This is a genomic window from Marinimicrobium agarilyticum DSM 16975, from assembly GCF_000423345.1.
Lineage (GTDB): Bacteria > Pseudomonadota > Gammaproteobacteria > Pseudomonadales > Cellvibrionaceae > Marinimicrobium > Marinimicrobium agarilyticum.
The window spans coordinates 1-14,732 of the sequence record NZ_AUHU01000009.1; the positions used below are offsets into that span (position 1 = coordinate 1).

A 14,732-nucleotide genomic window follows, 5' to 3' on the forward strand; every position below is an offset into this window, starting at 1 on the left:
GAAGGTGTCGGCGGCACTGCCGCCCATCAGCGCCGCCATGCCGGTCAGCGTCAGGGTGTCCGTGCCGTCGGCCAAGGTCCACTCGTTGGTCTCGAGAGTGGCACCGCTGTTCAAGGTCCAGGTGGTGGCCTGATCCCGTCCGTAGAAGGTGTCCGCACCTGAGCCGTTCAGGGTTTCCAGGTTCGCAAAGCTCTTGACGCGAACCGTCTCACCCTGGGAAACCGCCGGCTCACCGCTCGCGGGACTCAGTCGCCAGGTGTTGGCGGCATCACCGCTGTTGCTATTGATCGTCAGAGTGTCTTTGACAGGGGCGCTGCCTCCATCAAGGGTGCCGTTAAAACCGGTACCGGCGTGCAGGGTGAAGGTGTCACCAGCGCTACCGCCGATCAAGTGATTCATACCTGTGAGCGTCAGGTACCGGTCACTATTCCGCTCAGAGGTGGATAAATTCCATGTGCCTGTTGTCTCGGAGCTCCAATAGGTGGTTTCATTCTTACCCTTAAGCACGTCCGAGCCCGATCCGTTGAGCGCTTGGATATTACTGAACGCTGTTAGACGGGAGGCGTCGTCGCGTTCAATTCCATACACGCCCTCTGCGCTATGATCCAGGTTCCAGGTGTTATCACCGCCGATTACGGCCAGGGTGTTATTGGAACCGCCGCCACCGTCGATAGTGCCGGTAATGGAACCTGCAACATCGTTGGCCACGTCGGGCTCCACCGCCTCGAGGATAAAAGTATCCTCTCCACTGCCACCGTTCAGGTTACCGAAACCGCTGAACGTCACCGTGCCGGAAAACAACGCCTCGGACGCATCCGGATCGTCGGGAGCACCGGAAATACTGTGCTCAATACTTCCAGCATTCTCGTCCGTAATGGTCCAGGTGTTGGTACCGTACGCCATTAACAGGGACGCGTCCGCACCGCTGCCTGTTAAGCTATTGATACCGGCAATGTTCCAGGTTTCCTCCTCGGTACCAAAACCAATACTTAGAGGGTTTTCACCGTTGATCCAACCCGACAAATTTAAGGTATTGGTGTCGCCGCCAGCACCATTAACAAGACCGTCAAACGTAACATCACCGACGACCAAAAATTGATCGTTGCCCTCACCACCGGTAACGTTTTCGATCTGGGCGAAGCTTTCCACCACGGCGTAACCGGGCTCCTCGGGGTCATCGCCCTGTGGGTCACGGTTAATGGGCCCGCCGCTATTATCCGCGTTCAGAGTCCATTCGACGGTGTCCCCTACGTTGCTTTGAACGGCTACCTCGTCGGAGCCCCCGCCGCCCTCAATATGAGTAATGGTCGTTCCGGTCTGTACGGTAAAGCTGTCCTCTCCGCTACCCCCAATAAGATGGGTCACCCCGGTAAAGTTCAGCGCTGAAGACAGTGGAGAGGGGGCTCCATCTGGTTGAACGCTTTCCGCCGAGACTTGACCTTCAAAACCACCATCAACCAACCACCTGTTATGGCCCGATGTCACTTTCAACGTGGTGGTGCCAGTGCTACCGGTCAGATCCGTCAGGTTGCTTGCCTTCCACTCTGCGCTTTCCGTACTTTCTCCTACGACTACCGTTTGGTTGGCCATGTCGGCCAGGTTCAACGTATCGGTACCGGCCCCACCGCCATCGACTCGCAACGCACTGGTGGTGCTGGTCGGCGCAAAGGTATCATTGCCCTCGCTACCGAAAAGCGAACTCATTCCGGAGAATGTCAGAATCTCGTCCGTTTCGGTGTTCGTAACCGTCCACTGAGTGCCGGAAACACCTTGCCAGCTGTAATTCGTCTCTCCCTCTGGAGCCGTCAGGCTATCGTCATCGCTGCCGACAAGTGTCTGAATACCGGAGAAGGAGGCGATACGTGTTAGGTCCGAGTTTGAGCTGTCCGCGACGGAACCGGCCTGCAGCTCTGTCAGAGTCCAGGCATTGGAGCCGTGCTCAACCAACAGAGAATCTTCGGAGCCTTCCGCGCTCGTCTCTTCAGTTGTCGTTCCGACAAGGCTTCCTTCAAAGATAGCGCCTTGCTCCAGAGTAAAGCGGTCAGAGCCACTGCGGCCTTCGAGGGTGCTCATGCCATCAAACGTCATTTTGTCCGTGGCGACCGCGCTGTCGTCGTCTGGGTTCCACCATTCGACGCCTCCTGCCTTGGGCCCACTTAGTACCCAGTCGTTATCCTGAACACGGCCCTTCAAGGTATCGTCACCGCTGCCGATCAAGGATTGAATATTCAGAAAAGACGAAACCTTACCGTCGCCAACATGCCCCGAAAATGCCCCATCAAGCGTCCAGATATTGGTGCCATCCTCCACCGCCAAGGCGTTGGACCCACTGTCACCCCCGTCAACTTCCGTCAACGAGACGGCACCGGACAGAAAAACCTGATCGTTACCGGTGCCGCCTTTGAACATCTGTATGTTGGAAAATTGATTCAGGTATGTCGTGGCGGTATTCCGGTCAACGCCTTCGCTCAAAGTTGCTACCCGATCACCCTCACTCCCGGGTTCCTCATAGGACCAGATATTATCGACGTTGCCCGCCACCAACTGGTTGGCTCCCGTACCGCCGTCAATACCTCCCGTCAGGGCGCCGTTACCGTCACTGCCACGGAGGAAGGTAAACGTATCCCCGTCCGCGCCGCCGACCAGGGTATCTACGCCGGAAAAATTCAAGGTATAAGCGAACACAGGGGTTTCGTCTGAGGCAAGCACTTCCTGCGCCACAAAGCCCGCGTCTTCGTCATTGATGGTCCACTGGGTGTCATAAGAGGGAATACGCAAGGTGGTAACGTATTCACCTTCAACGCCAGTCAGCTCAGTGATGCCTGAAATCAGCCAGTTGGAGGCAGCGACATCTTCCTGCTCACTCCTTGTGGATTCCACCTGCACCAGTGTGTTGGACGTCAGGCCAGAAAGGTCCAGGGTATTGGTACCCTCGCCCCCCAGAAGTACTAATCGGCTATCGTGGTTATTCTGCGCGACAAAGTGATCGTTTCCACTGCCGCCGACCAGCTGGGTCATCCCCGACAATTCGATATAAGAGTCGGCGTCTTCGTTCTTTGAAAGAGCCCACCGAGCACCACCAGTTTGGGTCCAATAGGTTCTTTCATCCCGGCCATGCAGAGTGTCACTCCCACTCCCATTCAGCGTCTCCATCCCTTCGAATGCCGAAAGCCGGACAACTTCGGGGTCAACGGTGCCATCGACAACCGCTGGGGCGCCACCGTCATGCACCAAATGCCAGACCGAGAAGGAATCGCTATTGGCTTCAACGGTCAAGGTATCGGTGCCTTCACCACCGTCCAATGTGCCAATAAAGGCCTCGCCTGTATTGATGGTAAAGTCATCGCTTTCGCTACCACCGATCAGGTGGCTCACTCCCTCAAACGTCAGGTCGTGTATCGCCTCCCCACCGGTTTCCTCCAACGTCCACACCGACTGTGCTGAACTTTCACCCTCTAAGGTCTTGCTCTCCCTTGTCCAGCTCGTACTCTGGTTCCGGCCATGGAACGTGTCCGAGCCACTTCCGACAAGGTGTTCAAAGTTGCCAAAATCACCCAACCGATCAGCTGAACCTTCGGTGACCGCCGCGTCACCACCGGCATCCAAGCGCCACGTTAAAGAAGTATCAGCGTTGACGATTAGCCGATCAAAGTCACCATTGGCCGCTTGCTCGTTAAGGCCGCCATCAATGGAACCCAGGAAATTCACTCCGGCGTTCAGCGTGAAGATGTCGTTTCCAGCCCCGCCGGCCAAATCCGTAAAGCCGGAGAAGGTGAATGCAGGATTCTGACCATCGACGTTCTGGATGCTGGCGGTTGTGATATGCCCCGATTTTTCGCCAGTGACGGTCCAGTGATTGGTGCCGTCAAGAAACGTTAGAACGCTCTCTACTGATCCCACGTAGTCAACGCTTAAACCACCGGCATAGAGCTCATCACCATGCTCGAATGTAACGGATCCTTCATTCTCAATATTGAGTTGCTGGACAGGACTGCCGGAGCTGCCAACCGGCGATGTAACAGTAAGGTCAGATCCCGATTTAAGCGTTACCGTTCCGGCCGCCGTAAGCGCAACTCCACCGGCGAACTCGTTGCTAAGGGAGACCAGATCGGCGTCGCTAGAACCAATATCCAGAGTCGCCAATCCGCCTACATCCAAGGTCGTAAGTTCACCCTCAAATTCATTTTGGGAAACGCCGTTACTATTGTTCTGGGTATCTTTTTGAATGGTCAGGTTACCGGAACAACCTTCCTGGGATATCTGGCAAGTGGCGAGAGTGGTTATGTCGCCGAGCACCAAGGCAGTATCGCCAGTGAGTGTTAAGCTAACGTCACCGCCCGACGACGAGTATGAGCCAAGCCTATCAATAATCTCCTCGGAGGCACCAGACCCTCTTTCATTTTCGGCCCACAGTCCCAGCCCTGTCCTCTCTGAGCCATCATTGTTATCAAAGTTGGCATTGCGAGTATTGATGGCACCCTGAAAACTGTACGCGTTCGCTTCGGCGGTAAAGTTTCCACCACTGGTGAACACATCCTGTTGCACCGTTATGGTGCCGCCCGCCTTTAGATCAAAATCAAGGATATCGCGACCGTCGGCAAAAGTATCGTGAATGATACCCTGGAAGGTGATATTCCCCTCTGCATCCACATCAAATTTGGGGGGGGCAATCCAGCCGCCCTCCCGAGTCCCGTTGGAGGCAAAGGGACCGGTGTCGTTAAAGTCCCAGTCCGCGTGAAACGTGGCATTACCACCAGCGGCGATGGTCACCGAGCCGACTTGGGTGGCACCCTTAGCTTGATCCGTCTCGAAGTCAGAATGATCAGCGTCACTATCCACCAGCTCGTCGAGGGTTTTCCAGTCAAGGCTTAGGTCTAGCCCACCGATGTCTACATTACCGCCGGCATTGATTTCTATGGAACCTGCACTGGCGCCGCCATCCCCAGTGCTGATGGTAGCGTAGACGGAATTACCATCACTATCAGTGCCAACCGCGTAATTATTGGAGAATGAGCCAGGCTTCAGACCCTCAACGGCAGAGTCACCTACCTGAAAATTGCCGCCGCCAGTACTAGCGTCTGCCCTCAACTCTACGTTCCTAAGAGCATTTAGGGAAATGTTTCCTCCGTTGCTGCTCAGCTCCCCTCGGATGACCAGGTTCCCTTCGCTATAGTCGCTACCTTGTAATTGAAAATGATGATCAGCTGAAACAGTATCGCCGGTTAAAAGCCCGTCACCGGCGACCATGCTGATGGCGTCGCCCGTCGATCCGGTTGCGGTCGTAATATTAGCGCTATTTTTCAATTCGATATTGTTGCCGGCGCGAATGGAAACGCTGGAGGGAGAGTCCGAGCCACCGATCACCTTATTTATGGTGACATTATCAGCAGCTCTTAGGAACATGTTACCGGTCGTATCAAGCCGACCTTGAATATCAATATTGCGGCCGGCTAAATTGTTATCTGTATCGTCTAATCCGTCTTCAGCGCTGCAACTTTCACCACACGCCACTCCGGCGTAAAAGCTTAAGTCACCTTCACCTAAGCTTATACCTATATTATTTCCCACTTGAATATCATCGCCAGCTTTTAGCGTCAGGTTATTTGCGCTATCTGCACTAATGGAAGCTTTTACGAAAATATCCCGCGTCGCTTCTAAAATTACATTAGTACCGTCAGTGCTGTCCTTCCCTTCGAGCAGCTCTCCTATTTTCCCCGAGGTAAATGTGGCATCTCCACCAGTTCCAACGTCCTCGGAGAATGCTATCTTGATATTACCACCACTTTCCGCCGGGATCTTATTATCATCCTCGGTGCCGGCAGGGCCTGCAACAATAGAAATGTCCCTAGGATCCAGCAACAGCGTTCCCGCCCGTCCGAGGCCCGAGAGATTTGCGTTACCGTCAAAGTCTAGCAACCTTTTACCTGATACCTCGGCAAAGCCGCCCTCACTTAGAGCGCCTTTTCCCTTCCCCTCCAGACTGCCGTAATAACGGGTAATATCGTCAGCCCAAACGATAATGCGGCCGCCATCGCCTGCCTTCAGAGCATTGGCTGTCAAGCTGGCTTCAGGCCCAACATAGGTGCGCCAGGCATTGCGAATGGCGACATTACCGCCTTTATAATCACCGCCCAGTAGGATCTCGCCACCACCGGTCGCACCGGAAGCTTCCAGCAGAGACTGGTCCATCAACCCCACCTTATGCCCCAGCACTTTGACGGTGCCACCCTGGCTGGCTTGGCTGTTCGCGCCGAGCACGGCGTTTCCGGTCAGCAGCGCGGTATCCTGAGCGTGAAATTCAATATGTCCCGAGCCCGCTTGATTGGTGCCACTGGCGTGAGCTTCACCGCTATGGGTAATATTCTCTCCCAGCACGGCGATCTCGCCCGCTGACTGAACTCCACTGGACACGTCAAGGTTACCGGTATTGACCACGTCCGCTCCGGCGCCCAGCGTAAAACTGCCGTCCTCGTGGACAACCACGCTATTCGCCTGCTCCTGGTTGCCCCGGTTGACGGCCTGGGAGAACAATTCCTGGCTGGTGCTGGCGGTGAGCAGGATTTGGCCCCCCTGAGCTTCCAGCGTACCGCTGTTGCTCAGCGCCGCTTCGGCGCCCAGCTCGTCCTCCACCATGGCCCGGGTAACGCGCACGCCCATGAGGCCGTCCGGGTCAAAGGTCACCACCGCTTCTTTGCCAGCGGCCAGAGCAATCGAACCCAGACGGGCGGAAATCAATCCTTCGTTCCTGACCTGTTTACCCAACAGGGTGACGGAGCCTCCGGTCGCTGCCTGTATAATTCCCCGGTTGACCACCCGCCCCTCGACACCCTCCAGTGCCGAGAAGGTCAAGTCTCCCGCCATAAACTCGTCCACTCCGATATCCAGCCCACTGGCCAGCATACCGCCCACATTTACCTGAGCGCCCTCGCCAAAGACGATGCCACGTGGATTAACCAGGACCACTCGGCCATTGGCATTGATTTGCCCCAGAATCTCCGACCCGTTGTGACTCAGAATGCGGTTCAGAGCAATGGACTGCGCGCCCGGCTGCAGGAAATTAACCACCTCATCGGCACTGACATCAAAGCTGTCCCAATCTACCGCCAGCCGATCACTTAACTGCTCAATGGTGGTGACTTTGCCGTTGTACTCAATGGTGCCATTACCGCCGGTGACTTGACCGCCCTCCGGGCCAGCCATGGACGGTAATGAATACAGCGCCTGACCGGCCGCCACAATAGCGACGGATAGCAAACGGGGGCGAAAGCGACGAGCGAGAGGAAGACGGTCCCTGGTCAAGTTGTTAGGCATCGTTGCCGGCTCCTGAGAAAGCGATGGGTTTTTACGGTCTTAATGAATAAGAAGCTGGAGCAGGGCCCTTGAGCGGGGCCCAGTATTTAGTTTTTACTAAGAATCACGCGTTCGCCGGTTTTTATATCAATGACGAACAAGCCTTCTTGATTGGCATCCACACCAATAAGGTATTCGTTGTCGTTCGACAAATCCATGCCGGTGAAATTAATTAGCTCATTGTAAGCATGCGGTAGACTCGGACCTGAAATTACCTCATACGCGCCAGTTTCCGTATCAATGGACCAAAGCGCGTGGCTTATCCAGTCCACCCCAAGCACTCGTTGCTCGATATTGTCAGTGGCTATAGCTGATGAAAGGTAGAATCTTGGCGTGTCATTCGGCGTTCCTTCCGAAAATAACAAGGTCCGATCACCGCTCGCCAAATCCACCCAATATAAGGTTTCATGGGCATCCACCACCAGAGCTCGGTCATTGTCCGCATTGATCAACAGATCGTCGGGAGTGTCCATTACCGGCCCGGAGAAATCATCATTAGAGACAAGAGTTCTGACCCCTGAGGTCAAATCAAGCGAAACCATTGAGTCCATGCCTTCGTCCAACATGAAGGCTCGATCACTGTTGGTCGGATCCAGACGGAGACTGGTAGGCCGTGTTACCTTAGGTTGATCCTCCGGCTGGCTATCGCGGGTCAGCAACACCTCGTACTCTTTGGTGTCCAGGTCAATACGCAGCACTCCGGGCCCTTCGCTTTTCAATCTATCCAACAAAACCAACAGCTCTCCCCCTCCCGGGGTAATCTCGAGCCCTTCTGCGTGTTCGATGATATCCAACTCGGGAGCCATATCCTGTGTAAAAAAAGCTGACCGCTTACCCGTATTAATATCGACCGAGTAAATTACGGTATTAGTGATCCCTCCAAACAGCACCCGCTCACGCTCCTCGTCGTAGACCAACTTCAGCGGACCCTCGATGGGGAGATCGGCATCCGGAAAGGACTTCTCGATAGCCTGTCGCACCACCGTCACGCTTCCACCATCCGACAGCACATTCCCAAACTCGTCCTCGGCAGTGAGAGTAATGGTGTTGTCCCCATCGGCCAGAGTTACCGTTTTTTGCCAAGTCGCGAAGTCATCTTCGCTTTCCAAGTCCAAGTCGTTAGTACCGTTGTCGTTAGTGACTTGCAACGTCACTCGGGTAACGGTGCTGAGCGTGTCCGTGGCGGTACCCCGCACAATCACGGTATCGGCCTCGGTCGCCGTCATCGGTGTCGGAAACACAAATTCCGCCTCGGGCGGTTCGGTGTCCTCTGGCGTGCTGACGGTCCACACACCGGCCACACCGCCCACGGTGAGAGTCACTTCTCGGGTGGCGCCAGCACCGGCCGGGACGGTGGTTTGCAAGGCGATACTCTGGTTTTCCTGAACCTCGCCGGCCTCGGCGGTAAAGTCGCCGCCGTCGATGGCATAGAGGCCGTTCTCAACCGAGATGGTCGCTGCGTCGTTGATGCCGGTAATGGTGACGGTACCACTGGTGACCTCGGCTTCCGGTTCCTGATCGTTCAAGGGCGCGAAGCTGAAGGTATCCGGGGTGGTGTCTCGTTCCTGTGTGGTCACCGTAAAGGTGCCGCTCACACCCCCGATGGTCAGGGTGACGGAAGCTTCGGTGGCGAAGCCCTCTGGGGCGGTCAGCTGGACGGTGACGCTGTCGCCGCTCTCCACCGTTCCTTCGCCCTGTGTGTAGTCCCCGCCATTGACGGCATAAGCGCCACCGGCGATACCGATGGTTGTGGCCGCATCGATTTCGCTGACGGTGATGGCGTTGCTGGTGACGGTGGCACCACGTTCAACACCGGTCTGCGGCTCAAAGGAGAACTCGGCGGGCTCCACATCCGCCGGGGCGCTTGAGCTGGACGCAGCGGCGCTGGAGGACTGTCCAACACTGGAGCTTGAAGCCACGCTGCTGGAGGGCTGCCCGGCACTGGAGCTGGCGGCAGGTGGATTGGGACCGCTATCACTCCCGCCACAGGCGGTCAGTCCGAGGGTAATCAATGAGGCCAGGGTGAGTTGGCGCAACATAGGCAGGGGCATGACTTGCACTCCTTGTGTTCCATGTCAGTGGTAAATTCGGTTAGCGCCGAATTGTGCCACACTCTCGCTCCAGAAAGTGTGATCTGTTTATTAGTTGGCGCATTATCCTTCAAATTTTAGAGGTTGGCGCCTTACAGCTCTTTTATGTCGTGTTTCCCTAACAAACTAACCGATCCGCCGATATCCAGGCCGCTGGCCAACATACCGCCCACGTTCACCTGGGCGCTCTCGCCAAAAACGATCCCTCTGGGGTTCACCAGCACCACATGGCCATTGGCATTGATTTGCCCCCGAATATCCGACGCGGAGTTACCCAGTATGCGATTGAGCGCCACTGAATCCCGCCCCGGCTGCAGGAAGCTCACTACCTCATCCGCGTCCAGGTCAAAGCTTTCCCAATCGATGGCAATACGGTCCGAGTACTGCTCGATCAGCGTTCGCTTCTGCTCGGCAGTAATCTGCCCCGAACCGCCAACAATGCTCCCATCTTCACTTTCCCCCTGAAGCTGGGAGCGAGTTACACGCACCCCAATAAGTCCGGCCTCATCAAAGGTAACCACGCTTTCGAGGCCACTGGCGAGATTCACCGAACCCAGGTGCGCGGTGATCAAACCCTCGTTTTTGACACTTTTACCCTGCAGCACAACATTGCCACCGGTGGCCGCCGTGATCATTCCCTGGTTAATCACTTTCCCCTCTGTATTCGCCACCTCGGAGAATACAAAATCGCCATTCAAGAAGTCTTCATCGTTGATATCCAAACCACTCGCAATGATGCCACCCACATTCACTTGCGCGCTCTCGCCGAACACAATGCCACGCGGGTTGATCAACACCACATGACCATTCGCGTTGATGCGGCCCCGAATATTGGAGGCCGAATTCGACAGTATTCGGTTCAACGCCACCGCATCGCGCCCTGGCTGCAAGTAGGTAACCACCTCATCAACTGCCAGATCGAAACTGTCCCATTCCGCGATCAGGCGGTCCGAGCGTTGAGTAATCGTAGTCTGCTTTTCGCTCTTGGTGATCGAACCAGAACCAGCCACGACATTACCGCCTTCCGGACCAGCCAATGCAATGGGGGGAGCTATCAGCTGTCCGGCCGCCACAATAGCAGCGGGCAACAGGCGCTTGCGAAAAGCAGCCGATGGGAAGACGTTACGAGGGGAATAGGTGCGGCGGGTCATGCTACCTCCTTGCATGGCCCGCCGTGTAGGCGGTGGGCCATTAGCAGTGTATTATTTGCTGAGCTGGAATAACCTAGTTGGGCAGATCGCCCTCTGGCTTGGCGAGTATTACACGCTCGCCTGTTTGGGAGTCTACCACCCATACTGCCGTCGATTCGCTGTCGAGTCCAAACAACAATTGGCCATTTTTGGCTACTGCCATCCCTCTCATCACGCCAAGGGGATTGGTATTTTCGCGAATTTCACTACCGGATACTACGCTGTAGGTCTTAGTTCTAACGTCTATATCCCAAATTTCTTTTGAGTAGAAATTGCTTATGAAGATACGTTCTTTTATGTCGTCGGTCGCCATTGCAAATATCCACAATTGGGGCGTCCCTTCTGGAGAGTTTTCCACCATAAACGGGGTACGCTCGCCTGTTTCAAGGCTAACACTGTATATTCCAGCAGGTCGCGGAACCAAGAGAGCATTATTCGGCCCATCAACCAACATAGACATAACCGTACCCAAGCTATCTCCTGGCTCTTCATCGCTTGACACATATGCTCTATGGCCAGCCTCTAAATCGACTCTGCTTATGATAGTGCGACTTGACCCATCTACGATAAACGCTTCATTGGGGTTTTTTGGATTAAACACGGTTGCAGAGATGACATACAAGCTTGGCTCTTCTTCACTTGGAAAAATATTGCTGCTAATCACTTCTGCAACGTCATTTTCCAAGTCATAGCCGACTAGGCTGTCGCGATGCTCGGTGTTTCCTAGCAGCTCGGTTCCCACGAGCAGTCGATCATTTGTCTCACTCAAAGCCAGTGCTCTAGGTATTCCTAGCAACGCTTCCCCAACCGTATCGAGCAGTACAGAAGGGGTGGCAGTTTTCAGGTCAATGCTTACGATGTTTCTCCCCGAGCCGTTCGCCACGTAGACTGCGGCCCGTTTTTCGTCAACAACCACATCAAATGAGCCATCAAGGACGTCGAATTCCTGATCCGCAGGGAACGCCTCGACAAACGGCTGGCGTGTTACCGACAGCCTGACCGCCTCTTCGGTCACATTGCCATGCTCATCTTCGGCGGTGATGGAAATTATGTTCTCACCAGAGGAAAGGCTTACTTCGGCCGTCCATTGCTCAAAGCCATTGTCAGTGTTCGCGACCGACTCAGTGGCACTGGCACCATCACCCTGGCTCACGCTCAAGGTGACCGAGCGAACTGAGCTGATCTCATCATTCGCCACACCGCGGATCGCAATCGCATCGCCTTCAGTGGCCGTCGTCGGGGTGGGAAATATCACTTCAACCGTTGGCGGCTCCACATCCGCCACCGTCGTAATGGCAAAGGTCCCGGCTGTTTCACCGACATAAACCACCACCTCATGGGTACTCTCGGGCGCTTCCGGTGCATTGCCCCTCAAGGTCAATTGGTCACCGCCGACCAGCTGCCCTTCGGCCGAGGTGAAGGCTTGATCGTTGATTTGATACTCACCACCGGTTACGCGTACCGGCAGCGAAGAGTTGATACCGGTAATGGTTACGCTGTTACTGACAACCTTTTTAGCGCCCACTTCGATGTCAGTCTGGGGCGCAAAGCTGAAGGTATCCGGGGTGGTGTCGCGCTCTTCCGTGGTCACGGTAAAGGTACCACTTACACCCCCGATGGTCAGAGTGGCGGAGGCTTCAGTGGCGAAGCCCTCTGGGGCGGTCAGCTGGACGGTGACGCTGTCGCCGCTCTCCACCGTTCCTTCGCCCTGTGTGTAGTCCCCGCCATTGACGGCATAAGCGCCACCGGCGATACCGATGGTTGTGGCCGCATCGATTTCGCTGACCGTGATGGCGTTGCTGGTAACGGTGGCACCACGTTCAACGTCGGTCTGCGGCTCAAAGGAGAACTCGGCGGGCTCCACATCCGCCGGGGCGCTTGAGCTGGACACGGCGGCGCTGGAGGACTGTCCAACACTGGAGCTTGAAGCCACGCTGCTGGAGGGCTGCCCGGCACTGGAGCTGGCGGCAGGTGGATTGGGACCGCTATCACTCCCGCCACAGGCGGTCAGTCCGAGGGTAATCAATGAGGCCAGGGTAAGTTGGCGCAACATAGGCAGGGGCATGACGTGCACTCCTTGTGTTCCATGTCAGTGGTAAATTCGGTTAGCGCCGAATTGTGCCACACTCTCGCTCCAGAAAGTGTGATCTGTTTATTAATTGGCGCATTATCCTTCGAAACTTAGATCAAACGGACTTAGTGAGGCTACCTATTGTCGCCAGCTTCCTCCACTTCCCAAGGGAGCGCTACACCATTTGCCATCCCTTTGCTTGCAAATATTTATCTGGAATTCTCAGCCTAATTTCTCTATCCAGCTCAACAGGAGAGGTCTCTAATTCGTTCTCGGATAAAGGAGCCTTGAATAAAGGCAGCTGAAACCCGGACTGGACAATGGAGAAGAAAATCGTATTTTTTTCGACCGCAACCCTAACCACGTAGTAGTTGTAGAGGGTCATTTCAATAACCAACTGTAAAAATGGAGTGTCTGTTGACTCTTTAATGACATAGTCTTTCACAGCTCCATTAAAATAGTTATCCAATTTATCAATTATAAGATCTTCCAAGTCATTACTTCGCATACCAGACTCCATCAATTTCTTTCAGTCTCTTGTACCCATAGGTACTTTGAAGGTACTCCCACTCTTGCTGAAGGAACCCACCATTCATTCTAGGATCGTGTGTAAACTTTATCTGCTTTCCAGAACGTACTGTGTCATCCAGCACTGGGATATTGAATGCCCTAAACATCTCATCATCAGATAAACCATATTCAGACGTTACAGATTCCCATTCACCACCGAGATCAAAATATGTAGCGGCATCTCTTTTCGCTATCGCGACGTAAGAATCAGGGCCAGGAATGCTCCAATCTTCTACACCGTTCTCTACCGTAGGCCGGTATTTCCCCAGAACCAGCGTCTCGGATTCAACGTTGTGGACCGATCGGCCTTTAATTGCCAGGTAATCTGACTCCGGTATCTTTTGGAAAATATCATCAAGGCCGCTCGCAGCTTCCGCCTTCCGGCTTCTGTTTGACTCATTGGGGACCTTCGATTTTAGCTCAATAATATCAGGCTGATCCGTCTTTGTGGTGGTCGGGGTATCCACCGGTACTTCCAGTTGCTTGTTGAGCTTCTTGTTTTTTAGCTGCTCGGACAGCTTACGGAACAGCGGCGCCAGTTTGCGCATTTCGGCGGTGTGGTGCAACTTGGTGCTGGCCTGAGCAGCGGTGCCGATGCCGCCGGTGAACACGGCCAGCAGTGCCGCCAGCACCAGCTCGAACACAACGGCGCCGGCGAACCCGGCCCACTCCATGCTGTGCTGGGTGGCGGCCATCTCTTTGACAAACTGCTTGAGCATTGCCTGGGTTTTATCGTCATCGACAATGAAAGCGGCAATGTCGTAGGCTTCCGCGATGAGCGCCATCAGTTCCTTGAGCCGTTCCTTGCTCAGATCATCGGGCTCGATGCCGAAAATGCGGGCGAGGTCTTTCTGGTGTTCTTCCTTGAGGTTCTGGTTGATGCTGTCGTACCACTGCTCCCGTGTGAGCTCTCCGTCCTGATAGCTTTTATAGGCGGCTTTGAATTGGTCACCGAGTAAGTTGACCGGGTGTAGAAAATTGGAGATTTCGATGAGCTTGTGGGTGGCGGTTTCGGCCAGTTCGACCACCCCTAGCGCGGCGTTCCAGACGGAGTCGCCGACTTTATGGATATGTTGGTAGACCCGACGGGGGCCACCGAGGTTTTCCAGGTCCCGCTCGTATTCCTCAGCCTCCGCTTTTTGGTCCGCGATGATCTGGTCCAGCACCTCCTGGATGGCTTGGCGAGTGGCTTCAAGAGCCTTTTCATTACTGGTTTCGGGCAGCAAGTCCACCTGAACCTTGCCGTCAGGTAAGCCGGCCAGGCAGACCTGGCCCTGATCGTTCAGGCGGCCATTCCACTCCATGCCCTCGCTGTCGGTGGCCCGATAGGTGCCATAGAGCGGAGTACCGTTTTGGTAGAGGTAGTCGAGTTCGAGCCAGTGGTTGTCGTCGAGTTCGAAGCCTTTTGGGTCCTTGCCGGCGCCGGCGGCGACGCCTTCCCCTACTTGGGTCATGCGGTCA

The 14,732-nt window shown here is 55.0% G+C and carries 6 protein-coding genes; all 6 read right to left on the bottom strand.

What is annotated here, in order from left to right; translation table 11 throughout:
- Positions 1-7,311, bottom strand: a 7,311-nt coding sequence (locus G547_RS0110625) for a two-partner secretion domain-containing protein (protein WP_027329844.1), incomplete at its 3' end; no start/stop codon positions are given.
- A gap of 86 nt (positions 7,312-7,397) precedes the next feature.
- Positions 7,398-9,401: a hypothetical protein gene (locus tag G547_RS0110630; RefSeq protein ID WP_027329845.1), complete on the bottom strand. Its 2,004-nt coding sequence runs from the start codon at positions 9,399-9,401 to the stop codon at positions 7,398-7,400.
- 131 nt (positions 9,402-9,532) lie between these two features.
- On the bottom strand, positions 9,533-10,591 hold the full coding sequence (locus tag G547_RS22670) for a two-partner secretion domain-containing protein (protein ID WP_051235241.1): 1,059 nt from the start codon (positions 10,589-10,591) through the stop codon (positions 9,533-9,535).
- A 73-nt stretch (positions 10,592-10,664) separates the two neighbouring features.
- Positions 10,665-12,695 (bottom strand): hypothetical protein, encoded by a 2,031-nt coding sequence (locus G547_RS0110640; protein ID WP_027329846.1) that lies wholly within the window; start codon positions 12,693-12,695, stop codon positions 10,665-10,667.
- 181 nt (positions 12,696-12,876) lie between these two features.
- A complete protein-coding gene (locus G547_RS0110645) occupies positions 12,877-13,209 on the bottom strand; it encodes a hypothetical protein (protein WP_051235243.1) in 333 nt (110 codons plus the stop codon).
- Positions 13,199-14,725: a hypothetical protein gene (locus tag G547_RS23665; RefSeq protein ID WP_051235245.1), complete on the bottom strand. Its 1,527-nt coding sequence runs from the start codon at positions 14,723-14,725 to the stop codon at positions 13,199-13,201. The genes G547_RS0110645 and G547_RS23665 overlap by 11 nt, the downstream gene beginning before the upstream one ends.
- Between the last annotated feature and the right edge of the window lie 7 nt (positions 14,726-14,732).

Excerpts from the sequence above, each read along its gene's own strand:
- G547_RS0110630 (WP_027329845.1), bottom strand. The coding sequence starts at position 9,401 with ATGCCCCTGCCTATGTTGCGCCAACTCACCCTGGCCTCATTGATTACC.
- G547_RS22670 (WP_051235241.1), bottom strand. The coding sequence starts at position 10,591 with ATGACCCGCCGCACCTATTCCCCTCGTAACGTCTTCCCATCGGCTGCT.
- G547_RS0110640 (WP_027329846.1), bottom strand. The coding sequence starts at position 12,695 with ATGCCCCTGCCTATGTTGCGCCAACTTACCCTGGCCTCATTGATTACC.
- G547_RS0110645 (WP_051235243.1), bottom strand. The coding sequence starts at position 13,209 with ATGCGAAGTAATGACTTGGAAGATCTTATAATTGATAAATTGGATAAC.
- G547_RS23665 (WP_051235245.1), bottom strand. The coding sequence starts at position 14,725 with ATGACCCAAGTAGGGGAAGGCGTCGCCGCCGGCGCCGGCAAGGACCCA.